The 19,704-nt window shown below is 67.0% G+C and carries 18 protein-coding genes; 7 read left to right on the forward strand and 11 right to left on the reverse strand.

Translation table 11 applies throughout. The features are described from left to right. Window positions 1-86 precede the first annotated feature (86 nt). The gene (locus IB257_RS06835) at window positions 87-1,031 is read left to right on the forward strand and encodes a hypothetical protein (RefSeq protein ID WP_192492083.1); all 945 of its coding nucleotides are present in this window, start codon (window positions 87-89) and stop codon (window positions 1,029-1,031) included. After that, entirely contained in the window at window positions 1,013-2,713 is a 1,701-nt protein-coding gene (gene recJ, locus IB257_RS06840) for a single-stranded-DNA-specific exonuclease RecJ (RefSeq protein WP_119451235.1), read from the forward strand. The genes IB257_RS06835 and recJ overlap by 19 nt, the downstream gene beginning before the upstream one ends. Window positions 2,714-2,805: 92 nt before the next feature. On the opposite strand, the gene IB257_RS06845 is transcribed toward recJ, so the two are convergent. Further along, the gene (locus IB257_RS06845; RefSeq protein WP_125470689.1) at window positions 2,806-4,116 is read right to left on the reverse strand and encodes an MFS transporter; all 1,311 of its coding nucleotides are present in this window, start codon (window positions 4,114-4,116) and stop codon (window positions 2,806-2,808) included. Between the two features lie 257 nt (window positions 4,117-4,373). Here IB257_RS06845 and prfB point away from each other — a divergent pair. From prfB to IB257_RS06865, 4 genes are all read left to right on the forward strand, one after another. After that, window positions 4,374-5,478, forward strand: a protein-coding gene (gene prfB, locus IB257_RS06850; protein ID WP_119451233.1) for a peptide chain release factor 2 whose coding sequence is annotated in 2 segments (ribosomal slippage) — window positions 4,374-4,454 and window positions 4,456-5,478 — 1,104 coding nt in all. Because the reading frame shifts where the segments join, the coding sequence is not laid out codon by codon here. 41 nt (window positions 5,479-5,519) lie between these two features. Beyond that, window positions 5,520-6,275 carry an SDR family oxidoreductase gene (locus IB257_RS06855; protein WP_119451232.1) on the forward strand — a complete coding sequence of 252 codons (756 nt, stop codon included), beginning with the start codon at window positions 5,520-5,522 and terminating at the stop codon, window positions 6,273-6,275. A 10-nt stretch (window positions 6,276-6,285) separates the two neighbouring features. Then, complete coding sequence (lysS, locus tag IB257_RS06860) at window positions 6,286-7,809, forward strand: lysine--tRNA ligase (RefSeq protein WP_054456145.1); 1,524 nt, start codon at window positions 6,286-6,288, stop codon at window positions 7,807-7,809. Between the two features lie 15 nt (window positions 7,810-7,824). Then, window positions 7,825-8,145 carry a preprotein translocase subunit TatB gene (locus IB257_RS06865; protein ID WP_054456143.1) on the forward strand — a complete coding sequence of 107 codons (321 nt, stop codon included), beginning with the start codon at window positions 7,825-7,827 and terminating at the stop codon, window positions 8,143-8,145. Window positions 8,146-8,166: 21 nt separating this feature from the next. Here the strand turns inward: IB257_RS06865 and IB257_RS06870 are convergent, their stop codons facing one another. Genes IB257_RS06870 through IB257_RS06905 form a run of 8 tightly spaced genes read right to left on the reverse strand, consistent with a single transcriptional unit; the run spans window position 8,167 to window position 16,629 of the window. Beyond that, entirely contained in the window at window positions 8,167-8,802 is a 636-nt protein-coding gene (locus tag IB257_RS06870) for a TetR/AcrR family transcriptional regulator (protein WP_054456141.1), read from the reverse strand. Between the two features lie 6 nt (window positions 8,803-8,808). Further along, a complete protein-coding gene (locus IB257_RS06875; protein WP_054456139.1) occupies window positions 8,809-9,963 on the reverse strand; it encodes a thiolase family protein in 1,155 nt (384 codons plus the stop codon). Continuing rightward, a complete protein-coding gene (locus tag IB257_RS06880) occupies window positions 9,960-11,819 on the reverse strand; it encodes a long-chain fatty acid--CoA ligase (RefSeq protein WP_175162169.1) in 1,860 nt (619 codons plus the stop codon). The genes IB257_RS06875 and IB257_RS06880 overlap by 4 nt, the downstream gene beginning before the upstream one ends. Beyond that, window positions 11,816-12,610 (reverse strand): ABC transporter ATP-binding protein, encoded by a 795-nt coding sequence (locus tag IB257_RS06885; protein WP_054456135.1) that lies wholly within the window; start codon window positions 12,608-12,610, stop codon window positions 11,816-11,818. The genes IB257_RS06880 and IB257_RS06885 overlap by 4 nt, the downstream gene beginning before the upstream one ends. Before the next feature lie 52 nt (window positions 12,611-12,662). After that, on the reverse strand, window positions 12,663-13,844 hold the full coding sequence (locus IB257_RS06890; protein WP_175181408.1) for an ABC transporter substrate-binding protein: 1,182 nt from the start codon (window positions 13,842-13,844) through the stop codon (window positions 12,663-12,665). Window positions 13,845-13,885: 41 nt separating this feature from the next. Further along, on the reverse strand, window positions 13,886-14,923 hold the full coding sequence (locus tag IB257_RS06895) for a branched-chain amino acid ABC transporter permease (protein ID WP_013394582.1): 1,038 nt from the start codon (window positions 14,921-14,923) through the stop codon (window positions 13,886-13,888). Window positions 14,924-14,926: 3 nt separating this feature from the next. Further along, the gene (locus tag IB257_RS06900; protein WP_054456130.1) at window positions 14,927-15,805 is read right to left on the reverse strand and encodes a branched-chain amino acid ABC transporter permease; all 879 of its coding nucleotides are present in this window, start codon (window positions 15,803-15,805) and stop codon (window positions 14,927-14,929) included. After that, window positions 15,805-16,629, reverse strand: a complete 825-nt coding sequence (locus tag IB257_RS06905) for an ABC transporter ATP-binding protein (protein WP_175162167.1) — start codon at window positions 16,627-16,629, stop codon at window positions 15,805-15,807. Before IB257_RS06905 ends, IB257_RS06900 begins: the two co-directional genes overlap by 1 nt. A 230-nt stretch (window positions 16,630-16,859) precedes the next feature. Here IB257_RS06905 and IB257_RS06910 point away from each other — a divergent pair, with 230 nt between their 5' ends. Next, window positions 16,860-17,663, forward strand: coding sequence for an enoyl-CoA hydratase/isomerase family protein (locus IB257_RS06910; RefSeq protein ID WP_175181411.1), 804 nt, complete (start codon window positions 16,860-16,862; stop codon window positions 17,661-17,663). Between the two features lie 36 nt (window positions 17,664-17,699). Here IB257_RS06910 and IB257_RS06915 read toward each other — a convergent pair whose 3' ends face one another. After that, window positions 17,700-18,476: an enoyl-CoA hydratase/isomerase family protein gene (locus IB257_RS06915; RefSeq protein WP_054456124.1), complete on the reverse strand. Its 777-nt coding sequence runs from the start codon at window positions 18,474-18,476 to the stop codon at window positions 17,700-17,702. 14 nt (window positions 18,477-18,490) lie between these two features. Beyond that, window positions 18,491-19,702: a CaiB/BaiF CoA-transferase family protein gene (locus tag IB257_RS06920; RefSeq protein ID WP_225588754.1), complete on the reverse strand. Its 1,212-nt coding sequence runs from the start codon at window positions 19,700-19,702 to the stop codon at window positions 18,491-18,493. Window positions 19,703-19,704: the final 2 nt, after the last annotated feature.

Consider the following 19,704-nt stretch of genomic DNA (forward strand, 5'->3'; position numbering starts at 1 on the left):
TGCGGTTCCGAGACCAGGCGTTTCAAGCTATGGCAGTGGCGGACGCCGCTTAGTTCCCGCGGCCCGCGCGGACTACAATCGCGCCCATGCTGATCGTCATTCCGGGCGCCCTGCCCGCCCTTCCCGTCGCCGCCGAACTGGCCAAGCTCTTGCCCGAACGCGCGCCCACGCTGCACGGCTGGCTCCAGGCCGGCGCCGCCCGGCCCCAGGCCCATGACGTGCGCGCGCAAGGCTGTACGCCCTACGAAGCCTGGCAGTTGGCCCGCGCCGGCTACGTCCCCGAAGCGGGCCTGCCGCCCGGCGCCGGACTGGGTCCGCTGCTGGCCGGCACCCAAACCGGCGGCGATGGCCCCGTCTGGCTGGCCGAACTGGTCCACCTGGCGCTGGGCACGGACCAGGCCGCCTTGCTGGACCCCGGCCTGATGGAACTGCGCGCCGAGGAAACGGCTGCTCTGCTGGAGACCGCCCGCCCCCTGTTCGAAGACACGGGCTTCGAGGTCCAAGCGCTCTCGCCCGAACGCTGGCGCCTGCGCCTGCCGGAGGGCCTGCGGCCGCAGACCGCCAGCCCGCTGGCCGTGGCCGGACAGCGCCTGAACGACTGGTGGCGCCAGGACGCGGAAGCGCGCCCGTGGCGCCGGCTGCTCAATGAAATACAGATGGCCTGGCACGAACACCCGGTCAACGACGCCCGCGCGGCGCGCGGCCTGCCTCCGGTCAATGCGCTGTGGCTGTATGGCGGCGGCAAACCTTGGACGCAGTCCCAGCCGGCCCCGGCGCAGGTTTACAGCAACCTGGACGCCCCCCAGCGGGCCGGCGACTGGGCCGCCTGGCTGGACGCCCTGGCCGCGCTGGACGCACAGCATCTGCGCCCGCTGGCCGGCAAGCAAGGCCTGCCGGCCGCGCCCGCCGAACTGCTGCTGCTGGGCGACGACCGCAAGGTCGCCCTCACCCTGAAACCGCGCGGGGGCCTGCTCGGCTTGCTGCCCGCGCCCAAGAAAAACTGGAGCGCCTGGTGGTCTCACCCCGCTTAACCGTCCGCACGCCCGACCTGCAAGCCTGCCGCATCCTGGAAGCCTCGGGCATCCACCCGCTGCTGGCCCGTCTGTGGGCCGCCCGCGGCGTCACCCATCCCGATCAGACCCAGCTCGCCTGGAAGTCGCTGCTGCCGCCCAACGGCCTGACGCATTCGGACCACGCCGCCGGCGTGCTGGCCGACGCCATCCAGACAGGCAAGAAGCTGCTGATCGTGGCCGACTACGATTGCGACGGCGCCACCGCCTGCGCGGTCGGACTGCGCGCGCTGTCCGCCATGGGCGCCGACGTGGACTTCCTGGTGCCCAACCGCTTCGAAACCGGGTACGGCCTGTCGCCGGCCGTGGTCGAGCTGGCGGTCCGGCACCGCGCCGGCAAGCCCGACATCATCATCACCGTGGACAACGGCATCGCCAGCGTGGACGGCGTGGCCGCGGCCAATGAGGCCGGCATCGGCGTGGTGATCACCGACCACCACTTGCCGGGCGACACGCTGCCGGCGGCCCTGGCCATCGTCAACCCGAACCAGCCGGGCTGCGGCTTTCCGTCCAAGAACCTGGCGGGCGTGGGCGTCATTTTCTACATGATGCTGGCGCTGCGCGCCGAGCTGCGCCGCCGCGGCGTCTACGCGGCCGATGGCGGCCCGCGCCTGGACGCGCTGTCCGACCTGGTGGCCCTGGGCACCGTGGCCGACGTGGTCAAGCTGGACGCGAACAACCGCCTGCTGGTCACCCAAGGGCTGCAACGCATGCGCGCAGGCCGCCTGCAACCCGGGCTGCGCGCGCTGTTCGCCGTGGCCGGACGCGAGCCGCGCGCAGCCAATGGCTTCGACCTGGGCTTTGCGCTCGGCCCGCGCATCAATGCGGCCGGCCGCCTGGCCGACATGAGCCTGGGCATCGCCTGCCTGACCACCGACGACGAGGCGCAGGCGCTGGAAATGGCCCGCGAGCTCGACAACATCAACCGCGAGCGCCGCACCATCGAAGCCGAAATGCGCGAACAGGCGCTGGCCGCCATGGAAGAGCCGAACGCTGCCGCCGGCGCTACGGTCTGCGTGTTCGACCCGGGCTGGCACCAAGGCGTTGTAGGCCTGGTGGCCTCGCGCCTGAAGGAAAAATTCTGGCGCCCCACGCTGGCCTTCGCGCCCGCCGGCGACGATGAAATCCGCGGCTCCGGCCGCTCCATTCCCGACGTGCACCTGCGCGACGCGCTGGACCTGGTGTCCAAGCGCCATCCCAACCTGATCCGCAAGTTCGGCGGCCACGCCATGGCGGCCGGCCTGACGCTGGGCCGCAACGACTTCGCGGCCTTCGCCCCCGCGTTCGACGCCGCCGTGCGCGAGCTGACGGGCCGCGACACCTTCGAGCCGGTGATCGAGACCGACGGCTCGCTGGACACCGGCTACGCCAACGCCGACGTGGCCGGCATGCTGCAGCAGCAGGTCTGGGGCGCCGGCTTCGCCGCGCCGCTGTTCCTGGACGAGTTCGTGGTGCGCAACCAGCGCCTGGTTGGGGAAAAGCACCTGAAACTATCGCTGGAGCGCGGCCACCAGCGCTTCGACGCGATCTGGTTCGGCCACGACCAGTCGCTGCCCGAACACATCCAGGCGGCATACCGGCTGGAGCAGAACGTGTGGAACGGGATGGTGTCGGTGCAGTTGGTGATCGAGCACGCGGGCTAACAAGGCCCGCCATGTAAGCGGGCCCGCCGCGACCCGCGTAGGGTTGCGCGCGCCGGGCGCCTGAACTCTCGTCTCAGGCCGCGCGCTCCCTCCTACTTGTTCACCAGCTTCGCCGGCTGCGCCAGGGCCACCAGCGCCCCCACCACCAGGCAGCCCGACAGCATGTAGAGGCCGGTATTGGTGGTGCCGGTCATGTCCTTCAGCCAACCCACCAGGTACGGGCTGACGAAACCCGCCAGATTACCCACCGAATTGATGAGCGCGATGCCGGCCGCGGCCGCCGTGCCGCCGAGCAAGGCGGTGGGCAGGCTCCAGAACAGCGGCAGCACCGTGCAGATGCCGATGTTCGCCACCGTCAGCGCAGCGATCGCCAGCACGGTATTGCCGCTCCAGACCGCCGACAACAGCAGGCCCAGCGCGCCAAACAGCGCGGGCAGCGCGACGTGCCAGCGGCGTTCGCGGTGGCGGTCCGAGTTGCGCGAAATCAGGATCATGCCGATCACGGCGAACAGGTTGGGAACCGCCGTCAGCAGACCGATGGCCAGCGGGCTCTGCACCCCTGTGCCCTTGATCAGGGTCGGCATCCAGAAGCCCACGCCGTAAAGCCCCATCACGAACGAGAAGTAGATCAGCGACATCGCCCAGACGCGCGGCTTGGCCAGCGCGGCGCGGATCGGCGGGTCTTCCTTCTGCTGTTCCTCGGCCGCGATATTGCGGATCAGCACCGCCTTTTCCGTGGCGGTCAGCCATTTGGCCTTATTGATGCGGTCATCCAGATAAATCAGCACCAGCACGCCGATCAGCACCGACGGTATGCCCTCCAGCAGGAACAGCCATTGCCAGCCCGACAGGCCATGGTCGCCATGGAACGTGCTCATGATCCAGCCGGAGATCGGCCCGCCGATCAGCCCGGACATGGGCACCGCGGTCATGAAGAAGGTCGTGATGCGGCCGCGCCGCGCCGCGGGGTACCAGTAGGTCAGGTACAGGATGATGCCCGGAAAGAATCCGGCCTCGGCCGCGCCCAGCAGGAAGCGCAGGATGTAGAACATGTGCACGCTGGTCACGAACATCATGCAGGCGGAGATGATCCCCCAGGTGATCATGATGCGCGCGATCCAGATCCGTGCCCCCACCTTGTGCAGGATGATGTTGCTGGGAATTTCGAAAATGAAGTAGCCGATGAAGAAGATGCCCGCGCCCAGCCCGTACACGGTCTCGCTGAACTGAAGCTCCTGCAGCATCTGCAGCTTGGCAAAACCCACGTTCACGCGGTCCAGGTAGGCCACGACGTAGCAAACCACCAGCAGCGGCACCAGCCGCCAGCCTACCTTGCGGTAGATCCGGTCTTCCTCAGACGCCGGGATCGCCGGCGAAACCCCGGGGGCCATCGCATTTTCCATCTATGTCTCCATTCCTCTGTCGGGATAGGCCGGCTGCGCCGGCGCCTTTACGGCCCGGTCATCCCGATCAGGAACGGCTGGACCGCTTATACGCAGCCTAGAACCGCTGACTTGACAAAAAACTGAACAACTTGGGGTCCACGCCGGGAAACCGCCTGCTCGCGATCCGTCCCCCTTCCCGCCAACGCGGCCGCGCACTTGGCCCAAGCACGGTAAAATGTTTGGTTTCGCACAAAAGTCATCAGGACAGGATCATCATGGAAGCCGAACGTCAGAACCAGCTCGCAGCCCGCCTCGCCGATTACGCGGAGCGCGAACAGGCTCTACGGAGGTATCTTTGACTACGATGCCAAAGCTGAACGCCTGCAAGTCGTAAACGCCGAGCTCGAAGATCCGGCGGTCTGGAACGACCCCAAGCACGCCCAGGACCTGGGCCGTGAAAAGAAAGCCCTCGAAGACGTGGTGGAAACGCTCACGGCGCTGGGTACGGGCCTGTCCGACTCGAACGAACTGTTCGAAATGGCCGCCTCCGACGACGACGACGCCACCCTCGAATCCATCGAGCAGGACGCCGACGCCTTCCAGGAAAAGCTGGAAGCGCTGGAATTCCGCCGCATGTTCTCCAATCCGGCCGATCCGCTGAATTGCTTCCTGGACATCCAGGCCGGCGCCGGCGGCACGGAAGCGCAGGACTGGGCCTCCATGCTGCTGCGCCAGTACCTGAAGTACGCCGAGCGCAAGGGCTTCAAGGCCGAAGTGCTGGAAGAATCCGAAGGCGACGTGGCGGGCCTGAAGTCCGCCACCATCAAGATCGAAGGCGAGTACGCCTTCGGCTACCTGCGCACCGAAACCGGCGTGCACCGCCTGGTGCGCAAGAGCCCGTTCGACTCCTCGGGCGGCCGTCACACCTCGTTCGCCAGCGTCTTCGTCTACCCGGAAGTCGACGAATCCTTCGAAGTCGAAGTGAACCCCGCCGACCTGCGCGTGGACACCTACCGCGCGTCCGGCGCGGGCGGCCAGCACATCAACAAGACCGACTCGGCGGTGCGTCTGACCCACATGCCCACCGGCATCGTGGTGCAGTGCCAGAACGACCGTTCGCAGCACCGCAACCGCGCCGAAGCCATGCAGATGCTGAAGTCCAAGCTCTACGAACTCGAGATGCGCAACCGCATGGCCGAGCAGCAGAAGCTGGAAGACTCCAAGACCGACGTGGGCTGGGGCCATCAGATCCGTTCCTATGTGCTGGACCAGAGCCGCATCAAGGACCTGCGCACCAACGTTGAAATTTCCAACACGCAGAAAGTGCTGGACGGCGACCTGGATCCCTTCATCCAGGCCAGCCTGAAGCAAGGCATCTAAGTTTCGCGATACTCCCCCTCAACGCATCCAGAGGTTCACGAATGTCCGACACCATTGCAATTCTCACCGGCGCATCGCGCGGCATCGGCGCCGCCATGGCGCGCGGCCTGGCCAAACCGGGCACCCGCCTGATCACCCTGGCGCGCCGGGAAGATCCCGAGCTGGCCGCCTATGCGCGTTCGCAGGATGCGCAGCTGGAACAGCTGTCCGTGGACCTCTCGGATCTGAACGCCGTTGAAGCCGCGGCGCAGCGCATCTGCGCGTCGCTGCCGCGCGATGCCAGCCGCTATCTGCTGATCAACAACGCCGGCACGGTGCACCCCATCGCCGGCACCGACGCGCTGGTCGACGGCGCGGCCATCACCGCCGCCTTCAACCTGAACGTCAGCGCCGTCATGCTGCTCACCGCACGCTTCCTGGCCGCGGTCGAAGACCTCAAGGCCGACCGCCGCGTGCTCAACATCTCCTCCGGCGCGGGTCGCAACCCGAACGCCGGCTGGGGCGTCTACTGCGCCACCAAGGCCGCGCTCGACATGTACTCGCGCGTGGTCAAGGCCGAGCAAGGCGCCGACGGCGCGCGCATCGTCGCGCTGGCCCCCGGCATCGTCGACACCGACATGCAGGTCGCCATCCGTTCCAGCGATCCGGAAAGCTTCCCGGCGCTGGCCAAGTTCCAGGAGTTCCACGCGACCGGCAAGCTGTCCTCGCCCGCCAACGTGGCCTCCCGCATCCTCGCCTACCTGGATCGCGAAGATTTCGGCACGACCGAGATCGACGACATCCGCAATTACGACTGATTCCCCGACCATGACCGACCACTCGACCACTCCGGCGCCCGCCCAGGATGAAAACCGCTTGATCGCCGAACGGCGCGCCAAGCTGGCCAAACTGCGTGAAGCCGGGGTCGCGTACCCCAACGATTTCGTTCCCGACGCCCGCGCCGCCGCCTTGCACGACAAGTACGACGGCCAAGAGCAGGAAGCCCTGGCCGCCAACCCCGTCACCGTCAAGGTCGCGGGCCGCATGATGCTCAAGCGCGTCATGGGCAAGGCCAGCTTCGCCACGCTGCAGGACAGCACCGGCCGCATCCAGATCTACCTGGACCGCGGCACCCTGGGCGAAGACAGCTACGCCGCGTTCAAGCAATGGGACATCGGCGACATCATCGCGATCGAAGGGTCGGTCTTCAAGACCAACAAGGGCGAACTGTCGGTGCACGCCGCCAGCGCGCGCCTGCTCTCCAAGTCGCTGCGCCCGCTGCCGGACAAGTTCCACGGCGTGGCCGACCAGGAACTGCGCTACCGCCAGCGCTACGTCGACCTCATCATGACGGACGCCACGCGCCGCACGTTCGAGGCGCGCAGCAAGGCCGTGGGCAGCATCCGCCAGTTCATGCTGAACGCGGGCTTTCTTGAAGTGGAAACCCCGATGCTGCACCCGATCCCGGGCGGCGCGGCGGCCAAGCCCTTCGTCACGCACCACAATGCGCTGGACATGGAAATGTACCTGCGCATCGCGCCTGAGCTCTACCTCAAGCGCCTGATCGTGGGCGGCTTCGAACGCGTGTTCGAAGTCAACCGCAACTTCCGCAACGAGGGCGTGAGCCCGCGCCACAACCCTGAATTCACCATGATGGAGTTCTATGCGGCCTTCGCGGAATACCGCTGGCTCATGGACTTCACCGAAGAGCTGATCCGCCAGGCCGCCATCTCGGCCACCGGCAGCGCCGTGCTGACCTACCAGGAACGCGAACTGGACCTGTCCAAGCCGTTCGACCGCCTGACCATCTGCGAAGCCATCCTCAAGTACGCGCCGGGCTACACCCAGGCGCAACTGGACGATCCGGCCTTCGTGCGCGCGGAACTCAAGAAGCTGGGCGCCGACGCCGACGGCCCGGTGCTGTCGCGCGCCGGCCTGGGCGCGCTGCAGTTGGCGCTGTTCGAAGAGACCGCCGAAGCCAAGCTCTGGAACCCCACCTACATCATCGACTACCCGGTGGAAGTCTCGCCGCTGGCGCGCGCCTCCGATACCCGCGAGGGCATCACCGAGCGCTTCGAGCTCTTCATGACGGGCCGCGAAATCGCCAACGGCTTCTCGGAGCTGAACGATCCCGAAGACCAGGCCGAGCGTTTCCGCTCGCAGGTCGAAGCCAAGGACGCGGGCGACGAGGAAGCCATGTTCTACGACGCGGACTACATCCGCGCCCTGGAATACGGCATGCCTCCGACGGGCGGCTGCGGCATCGGCATCGACCGCCTGGTCATGCTGCTGACCGACAGCCCCAGCATCCGCGACGTCATCCTCTTCCCGCACCTGCGCCGTGAAGACTAAACGGGCGCTGGCATCATGATCTTCAAGATCCTGATGCTGCTGCTGGTCGTGGCGGGGCTGGTCTACTGGATCAAACAGCCCCGCAGCGGCTCGCCCTATTCCCCCTATCCGGCGGCGCGGCCGCGTCGACCGGCGTTCATCGCGCTGTGTATCGCCGCGGCGCTGTCGGTGGCGGCTTCGCTCATGACCTTCCTGTTGTGGGCGGGCGGCGTGGCCGGCGGCGTAACCGGCGGCGGCTATCACGGGCAGGTGGATTTCCTGCTGCCCGTGGCGGGCACGCTGCTGGCGCTGGCCGTCGTCTGCGCCGTAGGCGCGTTCCTCAAGCGCCGGGGCTGAACGCCCGCCCCTGCCGCGCGCCTATTCGGGCCACTTGCCGGCGCCCGCCGGCAACGACGGCAGCGAGGCCTGCAACATCGCATCGATGAATTCGGCGGGCGGCAAGCGGCCGTCCGGCTTGTACCACTGCACCGTCAGGTTCATGGCGCCCAGCACGCAGCGCTTGATGACGCGCGCATCGCCTTGCAGCAGCCCCGCCGCGACCGCTGCCGCAACCGCGTCCTGCCACATCTCCTCATAGTGGTCGCTCAGCGATTTCACGGCCGCGCGGCTGGGTGCGGACAGGCTGCGCCATTCATAGACCAGCGCGTTCATCGCGTCGCCGCCCGCGCCGTGCAGCATGCTCCACATATGCACGCGGAACAGCGCCGCCAGCCGGTCAGCCGGCGCCCGGTAGCGCGCCAGCGCCCGTTCGCCGTCGTCTATCACTTCCTGGATGCCGTTGTTCATCACCGCCACCAGGATCTCCTCCTTGCTGCGGAAATGATGGAACAGGCTGCCGGACTGCAGACCCACCGCCCGCGCCAGCTCGCGCACGGTGGTGCGTTCATAGCCGTGCTTGCAGAACAGCTGCCCGGCCGTCAGGATCACCTCGCGCCGGCGTTCGGACTCCGAACCCTCGTCCCGCCCTTGCGCGGCCTCCCGCAGTTTCTCCATGTCCGGTCACAGCCTCTGGATGATGGTCGCCGTGGCCATGCCGTGGCCGATGCACATCAGCTGCATGCCCAACTCGCCTTCGGTGGCTTCCAAGCCCGTCAGCATCTTGGCCATCAGGCCGGCTCCCGTCGCCCCCAGCGGATGCCCATGCGCGATCGCCCCGCCCCAAGGATTGACGCGCGACAGATTGGCGCCCAGTTCACGCTGCCAGGCCAGCACCACACTGGCGAAGGCTTCGTTGATCTCGATCCAGTCGATGTCTTCCAGGCTCAGGCCGGCGCGCGCCAGCGCCTGCCGCGCCGCCGGGATCACGCCCGTCAATTGCAGCACCGGATCCGATCCCACCACCACCCGCGCCAGGAAGCGCGCGCGGGGCCGCAAGCCATCGGCCAGCGCCGCATCTCGGTCGGCCAGCAGCACCGCGGACGCCCCGTCCGCCAACTGGCTGGCGTTGGCGGCCGTGACGCCACCCTGGCCTGGCGGCCGCAAGGCAGGCGCCATGGCGGCCATGCGGGCGGGGTCGGTTTTCTCGCGTATGCCTTCGTCACGCCCGGCATCGGCCCGCGGCCCCGGCAGCAGCTCGGCGTGGCGGCCGGCCTGCGCGGCGCTCCAGGCGCGCGCGTGGCTTTCCCTTGCCCATTCGTCCATCTCTGCCTGGGACAGCTGCCAACGTTCTGCGATCCGCTCCGCGCTCTCGATCTGGTGGATCAATGGATAGCGCTCCAGCAGGGCCGGGTTCAAGCCTTCGAAGCCGCGGAACTCGCCCTGGCCCAGCGTCACGTCCAGGAACATCGGCACCCGGCTCATGCTCTCCACGCCGCCCGCGACCACGTAGCGCATGTCGCCCGCGGCGATGGCTTGCGCGCCGAAATGCACCGCCTGCTGGCTGGATCCGCACATGCGGTTCAGGGCCACGCCCGGCACGCTCTCAGGCAGGCCAGCAAGCATGGCGGCCAGCCTGCCGATGTTGGCGCCCTGCTCGCCCGCCTGGCTGACGCAGCCCGCGATCAGGTCCTCGACCTGGGCCCCTGGCAGTCCGGCCCGCGCCAGCAGGCCGGACACCGTCTCGGCCAGCAGCGTATCCGGCCTGGTATCCGCCCACCATCCGCCGCGCCGCCCGAAAGGGGTGCGCACGGCCTCCACGATCACGGCTTCGTTCATGCCGTCGTCTCCTCAACGTAGAGCGCTTCGATCTCATCCGCATAGCTGCGGTAGATGCTGGCGCGCCTGACCTTCATGGTCGCGGTAACTTCGCCATCGTCGTGATCCAGCTCCTTGGTCAGCAGATGGAAGCGCTTGATCTGCGCCACCGGCGCCAGGCCGGCGTTGGCGCGCGCGACTTCCTGCTGCACCAGTTCGCGCACCTGCGCACATTCGGCCAGCGAGCGGAAATGCGTGAAGGCGATGCGGCGCGACTCGGCCCATTTGCCCACCGTGTCGAACTCCAGCTGGATCAGCGCGGACACGTACTTCCTGCCGTCCGCGATCACGATGCATTCCTTGACGTAAGGGCTGCCCTTGACCGCGTTCTCGATCTCGGAGGGCGTCAGGTTCTTGCCGCCCGCCGTGATCATGATGTCCTTCAGGCGGTCCACGATGCGCACGCGCCCCGCGTCTTCGGCCACCACATCGCCCGTATACAGCCAGCCGTCGCGCACGGTGCTGGCGGTGGCTTCCGGATTCTTGTAATAGCCCTGGAACACCATATCGCCGCGCACCAGCAGCTCGCCGGCCTCGCCCATGCGCCATTCCACGCCCAGGATGGGTTCGCCCACGGTGCCCACCTTTACGCGGTCCGGATGCTGGCCGAAGATCATGCCGGCGGACTCCGTCAGCCCGTAGACCTCGATCAGCGGCACGCCCAGCGTGCGGAAGTAGCGCACCACGTCCGGCGAGATCGGCGCCGCGCCCGTCATGGCCACGCGCACCCGCCGCAGCCCGATGAAGTTCTGCAGGGCGCGCAGCACCAGCCAGTACCAGAGCCAGCGCGTCCAGCGCTCGCGCAACGTGTACTGCGCGGGGGACTTTTCCAGGAACGGCGTGCAGGCGGCCAACGCGCGTCCGTAAAGCCATTGCTGCAAACGCCCGGCCTCCTGCATCTTGATCGAAATGGCGGCGTGCAGTTTTTCCCAGATGCGCGGCACGCCCAGGAAGATCGTGGGCGCGACTTCGCGCAAATCTTCCTGCACCGTGCGTATCGATTCGCCAAAGTTCACCTGCGCGCCCAGATAGATGGGCACGAAGGTGGACAGCATCTGTTCGGCCACGTGACATAGCGGCAGGTAGGACAGGTGCACGCTGCCGCCGTCCATCGCCAGGCGGTCGGCAATGCCCGGCGCCACGCCGCGCATATTGCCGTAGCTCAGCATCGCGCCCTTGGGCTTGCCGGTGGAACCGGACGTGTAGATCATGAGGCCGGTATCGTCCAGCCGCTGGCCGTCCAGCGCCGCGTTCAACGCGGCGAGTTCCGCCGCCTCGCGCCGCGCGCCCTCGGCCTCGATCTCGGCGTAGGTCACGATGCGCTCGCGCTCGGCCGGCGCATAGGAGCGCAGGCCCTTGGTCTCCATCATGACGATGCGGCGCAAAAGGGGCAGCCGGTCCGCCACCTGCAGCACCTTGTCGGTCTGCTCCTGGTCCTCGCACACCACCAGTTCCACGTCCGCGTGTTCCAGCACGTAGCCCATCTCCTCGGCCGGGCTAGTGGAGTACACGCCCACCGCCACCGCGCCGACCGCGCCCGCGCCCATCTGCGTCAGCAGCCATTCGACGCGGTTCTCGGACACGATGGCGACCCGCCCGCCCGCGCTCAGCCCGAGGGCGCGCAGGCCCAGTCCCACGCGGCAGGCCCGGCTCCAGTATTCCGCCCAGGTCATGGGCTTCCAGATGCCGAAATCCTTTTGCCGGATGGCGATGGCCGCGGGTTGGCGCCGGGCCTGTTCGCGCAGCATCTGCGGCAGCGTCAAGGCCGGCCACGCCTGCGCCGATGCGCCGGAGGTATCCATATGCTTGTCCATCATGACAGCCAGCGCTTGCGGCGCTTGTAGTGCTTGATGTCGCGAAAGCCACGGGCCTCGCCCGTGCCGCCCACGCCCAGATAGAACTCCCGCACGTCGGGATCCGCCGCCAGCTTTTCGGCGCTGCCGTCGATCACCACCTTGCCGGTCTCCATGATGTAGCCATAATGCGCCACCGCCAAGGCCACCGAGGCGTTCTGCTCCACCAGCAGCATCGACACCCCTTGTTCGTGGTTGATGCGCGCGATGATGGAGAAGATGTTCTCGACCAGCATCGGCGACAGGCCCAGCGAAGGTTCGTCCAGCAGCATCAGCCTGGGCTGCGCGATCAGCGCGCGGCCGATGGCCAGCATCTGCTGCTCGCCGCCCGACAGATAGCCTGCCAGGCCGCGGCGCCGCTCGAACAGGCGCGGAAAGTAGCCGTAGACCAGGTCGAAGTCGACCTTCGCCCCCGGCCTGCCCGTCAAGGCATAGGTCGCGGCCACCAGGTTTTCCTCGACCGTCAGGTCCTCGAACACCCGGCGTCCCTCCATCACATGCGCCAACCCCGCGCGCACCAGGTTCTGCGGCCTGGCGCCCGCGGTGTCGCCGCCGTTGAAGACGATCTGCCCGCGCACCAGCGCACCGTCCTCCAGATCCAGCAGGCCGGACACGGCCTTCAGGGTGGTGGACTTGCCGGCGCCATTGCTGCCCAGGAGAGCCACGATGCTGCCGGCGGGCACCGACAGGGACAAGCCGCGCAGCACCTGCACCGCCTTGTTGTAGACGACTTCGATATTGTTGATATCGAGCACTGCCGCTGCGGGCGCTGCGGCATGCGCGTCATGTCCAGGGTTCACAGCCGCCTCACTTCAGCACGATCCAGTCGGATGCCGGCACCATCTGCTTCTGCTTCACATCGGCGCGATAGATCCGGCCCACCGGGATGGAGTTGCCCTTGATCGAGATCGGCACGCCGATCAGGCCGCCCGTGTCGAAGTCCTTGATGCCGTCCAGCGCCGCCTTCATGTTGGCGCTGGTCAGTTCCTTGCCGGCGTCCAGCGTGCGCTTGGCGACCTCGGTGAACAGCATGGCGGCCAGGAAGCCCTGCATGTAGCCGGTGCTCTGGTACTGCGGGCGCATTTCGCGGATCTTCTTCAGCATCGGTGCGTCGGTCGCCGTGTCGTAGTAGTAGCGGTACGGCATCACGCCCATGAAGCCTTCGGCGTCCTCTCCCATCTGCATCACGGTGGAGTTGTCCATGGTCCAGAACGTGCCCATGTAGCGCGTCTTCAGGCCCATGCGCTTGCCCTGCCCCACGAATTCCGGAATCGGCGCCAGCACGTAACCGTGGAAGATGGTGTAGTCCGGATCGGCGCGGCGCAGCTTGATGACCTCGGTCGACACGTCCACGCTGCCCGGCGGCGTCATGATCTCGGTCGCGACCTTCAGGCCCAGCTTTTCCGCCACCGCGCGCGAGCTGGCGATGGGATCGCGGCCGAACTCCGTGTCCGAATACACGAAAGCCACCTTGGCGCCCGGCTGTTCCTTGGCGATGTAGCGCAGCAGGATGCCGAACATTTCCGTGTAGTCAGGTCCCAGCATGAACTGGGCCGGGTACTTGGCCGGATCGTTGAGTTCCGTGGCAAAGGACGCGCCTGTCATCAGGATGTCGCCCGTGCGGTTCAGCTCGGCGTTGATGGTCTTGGAGAAGCCTGTCGAGTCGCCGTAGTAGAAGTTCACCTTGTTCTGGCTGGTGATCTTCTTGAAGGCCGCCACCGACGCGTCCACCTTGTAGGCGGTGTCTTCCGGCACGTAGCGCAGCTTGCGGCCCTTTACCCCGCCCTGGTCGTTGACGATCTTCACGTAGTCGGTGATGCCGGCGTGGATGCCCTGCCCGGCGAAGGCGAACACCCCGCTCAGCGGGATGGAGCCGCCCAGCACCAGGTCCTCGGCCGCCTGCGCGGCGGGCGCCGCCGACAGGGCCGCCGCCAGGCCCAGCGGGGCCAACAACCTCGATAAACCGCTGCCGATCCGGATGCGCTTCATGGTTAGTCTCCTGAGGGTCTTATGGATGGCCGCCGCCATGGCTAGGTACGGAAAGGCCAGAGGTGGAAGTAGCGGCGCACGCGGCGCCAGATTTCCGCGAGCCCGTGCGGCTCGAAGATCAGAAAGCCCACGATCAGCAGGCCGAAAACAATGGTGCGCACCGGCGAAATCAGGCGCAGCGCGTCGCCGCCCACCGGCAGCCAGCCCACGATCAGCTTGAGCAGTTCCGGCACCATGGTCATGAAGATGGCGCCCAGGATGGACCCCAGGATCGTGCCCATGCCGCCCACGATGATGGCCGCCAGGAAGAAGATCGACATGATCAGCGGGAAGCTCTCGGGCGTGACCACCCGGAAGAAATAGGCCCACATGCCGCCCGCCACGCCGGCGTAGAACGAGGACAGGCCGAACGACAGCAGCTTGTAGCGCAGCAGGCGTATGCCCAGCACCTCGGCCGAAATGTCGCGGTCGCGTATGGCGATGAAGGCGCGCCCGATGCGCGTGCGGAACAGGTTGGCCGCCCCCAGCACCATCAGCGCCGTCACCGGCACGATCAGCCAGTAGATCTTGAACGAGGTATCCAGGTCCACGCCCAGCACCCGCGCCGGCGGCACCTGCATTCCCGTCGTGCCGCCCGTGAACTGCCAGTTGGCGAAGATGAAATGCGCGATGAACGACGCGGCGATCGTGGCGATGGCCAGGTACAGGCCCTTCACTCGCAAGGACGGAATGCCGACCAGCAGGCCGCCCAGCATCGCCACCAGCCCGCCGGCCACCAGATTGAGCAGCACCGGCGTGCCCAGCCGCTGCTCCAGCACCGCGACCGTGTACGCCCCCAGTCCCATGAAGGCGGCCTGCCCCAGGCTGACCAGGCCGGTATAGCCCGTGAGGATATTCAGTCCCGTGGCGCTGGCGACGTTGATCGCCACCAGGCAGGCCAGGTACAGCCAGTAGGCATCCGCCACGAAGGGAAACATGACCAGGGACGCAGCCAGCAATACCAGCCACGCCTTCTGCGTACGGGTGTCGAACAGCGCTTCGTCCGCAAGATAAGTCTGCTTGGCAGTCGCGATGCGCATCGGTCAGAGCCTCTCGATTTCACGGGTGCCGAACAGGCCATAGGGCCTGACCATCAGCACCACCACCAGCACGATGAAAGTGGCCAGCAATTTGTATTCGCCGCCCATGTAGGCGCCGGCCCAGGCTTCCAGCAGGCCGATGAACACGCCGCCCACCAGGGCGCCCGCCACGCTGTCCAGCCCGCCCACGATGACCACCACCAGCACCGACAGGCCGAACACGCCCATCGACGAGGAGATGCCGCCGATCGCGCCCACGATCACGCCCGACACCGCGGCCAGCGCGCCCGCCGCCACCCAGGCCAGCGAAAACACGCGCGGCACGTTGATGCCCATGGCGTAAGCCGCGCCCTGGTCCGAAGCCGTTGCGCGCAGCGCCACCCCGCCGCGCCAATAGCGGAACACCACCAGCACCAGCAGCGCCAGCACTACCGCCACCCAGAAGCCGTAGAACACCTTGGGCGCGACGAAGGCCTCGCCTATCATCACCGGCGAGCGCGGCATGAATTCCGGCAAGCGGCGCTGGTCCGCCGTCCAGATCAGTTCGACCACGCCCACCAGGATCGACGCCAGCCCCACCGTGATCATGAATACCGAGATCGGCGCTTCGCCCAGCATGGGACGGATGGTCAGCCGCTCGACCAGCGCCCCCAGCGCGCCCGACACCACCACCGCTCCCACGATGGCCAGCCAGATCGGCCATTCCATGCCGGTGGCAAAGGCATAGAACACGTAGGCGCCCAGCATCAGGAATTCGCCGATGGCGATGTTCACCACCCGGGTCGCCTTGTAGACGATGACGAAGGCCAGCGCCGCCAGCGCATAAAGCCCACCGCTGCCCAGCCCGGCCAGCGTGACTTCCAGGAAGAACAGCATGTCCATCAAGCCGCCTCCCGCAGGCGCCGCCGCAGATCGCCGACGTCGCCCGCGCCCAGATAAGCCTGGATGACCTGCGGGTCTGCCTGCACCTGCGCCGGCGTGCCATCGGCAATGACTTGGCCGAAGTTCAGCACCACCACGTGGTCCGACAGGTCCATCACCATGCCCATGTCATGCTCGACCATCAGCACCGTCACGCCCCATTCTGAGCGCGCGTCCAGAATGAAGCGCGCCATGTCATCGGTCTCTTCGCGGTTCATGCCCGCCACCGGTTCGTCCAGCATCAGCACCCTGGGATTCATGGCCAGCGCCCGCGCCAGCTCCACCCGCTTTTGCAGGCCGTAGGACAGCGCGGCCACCGGCGCGTGGCGGATGTGGTCGATCTCCAGAAAGTCGATGATGCGTTCTTCGATGTCGGCGCGCAGCGCCATCTCTTCGCGGCGCGCCCGCCCGAAATACAGCAAGGCATCCAACACATTGGTCCGCAGGTGGGCGTGGCGGCCCAGCTTGATGTTGTCCAGCACCGTCATGCCGCGGAACAGCGCAATGTTCTGGAAGCTGCGCGCCAGGCCCAGCCGGGCGCGTTCGGGCGCCGCCACGCGCGTGATGTCGCGACCCTGGAAGCGGATCTGCCCGGATGCGGGGCGGTAGAAGCCGGAAATGGTGTTGAACAGCGAGGTCTTGCCCGCGCCATTGGGGCCGATGACCGTGGTGATGGACCCGGACTCCACGCGAAAGCCCACACCGGTAAGCGCCTTGACCCCGCCGAACGCCAGCGTGACCCCATCCACCTCCAGCAAGGGAGGGCTGTCGGACTGATCCACCATTTGTCTCCTCGCCTTTACATGCGAAGTTTTTATCGACGTTGGTCTGGCGAACCCGCGAGGCAGGAGATGCAACGAACCTGTCTTTACCTACGCCAGTACAGCGCCGGAAAATCGTTCTATGCGTTACGCTAAGCGTGCTTAAAAGAAAACCAAGCAAGCGCTCGGTTCAGACCATAGCATCGCGGTTTTTGGATCGACAGTTGGTACTTACCCGATAACGGAGACTCGCCATGACCCAAGAACACCCCGCCTTCCAGACGCTGTTTCTGGAAACCGACGGCGCGATCGCGACCGTGACGCTGAACCGCCCCGACGCGCTGAACGCCATCGACGTGGCGATGGCGCAGGACTTGCAACGGGCCGCGCAATGGCTGGAAGCGCGCGATGAAATCCGCGTCGTGCTGCTGCGCGCGACGGGCAAGACTTTCTGCGCGGGCGGCGACATCAGTATGTTCACGGGCGAACCCGCGTTGGTGCGCGCCACGCTGCTGGACCTGTTCACGCCATTGAACGACTTCATTGCGCGCATCGCCCGCATGGACAAGATCTGGATTGCCCAGGTCCACGGCATTGCCGCGGGTGCGGGCCTGTCGCTGGTCTTGGCCTGCGACCTGGCCATCGCCGACGCCGACGCCCGCTTCATGACGGCCTACCTCAAGCTTGGAGCGACTCCCGACGCCGGCATGACCCACGGTCTCACGCGGGTGCTGGGCGCCCGTCGCGCGCTGGACTTGCTATTGCGCCATGACCCGTTCCCCGCCAGCGACGCGCTGGCCTGGGGCATCGTCACCCGCACCGCCCCAACCGGAGAACTCGCGCAAGCCGCGCAAACCTACGCGCAAGAGATTGCCCGCCACGCGCCGCACGGCATCGCGGGGGCCAAGGACCTGCTGCGCTCGGCCGAACACGCCACGCTGGAAACCCAACTGGCCGAGGAAACCGCGCGCTTTCTGGACAGCGCCTCGCGCACGGACTTCGCGGAAGGCGTACGGGCATTCCGCGAGAAGCGGACGCCGCAGTTCAAGGGCGAATAGGCCCGGAGGTACGTCTGGCGGCGGCTCCACCCCGCCTCACCGCAGCCCGCTCCAGTCGGGCGCGCGCTTTTGCACGAAGGCGCTCAGGCCCTCGCGCGCCTCGGACGTCGCGGCTGAGTTGCAGAACACCTCTACCGCCGTTGCAACCCTGCGCCGGTACTCGTTGTCATTGCTGTAGACGAAAGCGCGCCGCCCCAAGGCCAGGACTTGCGGCGGCTTGTCCGCCAGCGAGCGCGCCAGCAGGCGGGCCTGCTCCAGCAATTCCGCCGTGGGCGCAACGCGCGCCACCAGCCCCAGCCCGTGCGCCTCCTGCGCATCGAAGATGCGCCCGGTGAACAGCAGGTCGAACGCCCGGTGCTTGCCCACGACGCCCGGCAAATGCACGTAATGTATCGCCGGCAAGACGCCGACATCGATTTCCGGATAGCCGAAAGTGGCGGTGTCCGCGGCCACCACCAGATCGCTGGAAATGGCCACCGTCATGCCGCCGCCGCGCACTGCGCCCGACACCACCGAGATTGAAGGCTTCGTCAGGTTGAACTGCGTGTCGTAGAGCTTGATATACAGCTTGGACAACAGCGCGTGGATCCGCGCCGGCGTGCTGTCCAGCAACTTCTTCATGTCCAGCCCGGCGCAGAAGCGCCCAGGCAAATCGCTGGCCAACAGCACGGCGCGCACCGCGGGATCGGCATTGGCCCGTTCCAGCGCGGCGATCAGCGCGTCCAGCATGTCCTCGTCCAGAGCATTGACGGGCGCATGGCACATATGGATTTCCGCAATACGATCGCGGACTTCATAGCGCAGGAATGTCATCTGTCTTCTCGCATTCAGGAATGGGTTTGCACGCTGCCCGATGCCAGCAGCGCTTCGATTTCAGCTTGCGCGTAGCCCAGCTCGGCCAGGACTTCGCGAGTGTGCTCACCCAGCACCGGCGCCGGCAGCGCAGCCTGGCGAGGCTGGCGGCCAAACCGTATCGGCAGGCCGACGTTGCGGACCTCGCCCAGCACCTTGTGCTCACTCTTGACGATCAGTTCGCGCGCAGCGACCTGCGGATGCGCCAGCGCCTCGTCCAGCGTGTGGATGGCGGAACAAGCGATGCCCGCGGGCTTGAGCGCATCCAGCCATTGCGCCACGCTGCGCGTCTGCATGCGCGCCTGGACCAGCGCGACCGTCTCGGCGAAATGGCAGACCCGGTCGGCGTTGGTCGCGAATTGGGGCGCATCGACATGGTCCTGCAGTCCCGCGACCGCGCAGAAACGCTGCCATTGCGCATCGTTCCCCACGCCCAGCATGATGTCGCCATCGGCCGCGCGAAATGCCTGATAAGGACACATGGCCGGATGGCCCGTGCCCATGCGGCGCGGAATCTGGCCGGTGCGCCAGTAGTTCTGCGCCATGTACGACATCAGGCCGAGCGAGGTGTCCAATAGGGAAACGTCCAGATACTGGCCCTTGCCGGTCTGGCTGCGCTCCAGCAGCGCGGCCAGAATCCCGCTCAGCGCGAACGAGCCCGTGCCCAGGTCCACAGGCGAGAAGCTGGCGCGCGCGAAATTTCCGTCCGGCTCGCCCATGGTGCTGATCATGCCGCTGAAGGCCTGCAGCATGACGTCGTAGCCCGGCTCCTCGCCCATCGGGCCCTCGCGACCATAGCCCGATATCTCGCAGTACACCAGACGGGGATTGAGACCGCTGAGCGTCTCGTAATCCACCCCCAGGCGCGCGGCGGTCTTGCCGCCAAAACCCTGCAACACCACATCCGACTGTTGCGCGAGGCGGTGCACCACGGCGCGCCCTGCCGGCGTCTTGAGATCCACGGCCAGGCTGCGCTTGTTGTGGTTCACAGCCAGGAAAGTCGCGGATTGGCCGGCATCCTGCGGCAGCCAGGCGCGCGTATCGTCGCCCTTGCCCACGGGTTCGACCTTGATCACCCGCGCGCCCAACTCGCCCAGATACTGGCCGCATAGCGGCCCGGCCAGCACCTTGCTCAGGTCCAGGACGGTGATGTTCTTCAACGGCGTCATGCGTGCTTCAGTCGACATGA

It is taken from the genome of Achromobacter sp. ACM03, from assembly GCF_014851665.1.
Lineage (GTDB): Bacteria > Pseudomonadota > Gammaproteobacteria > Burkholderiales > Burkholderiaceae_B > Achromobacter > Achromobacter aegrifaciens.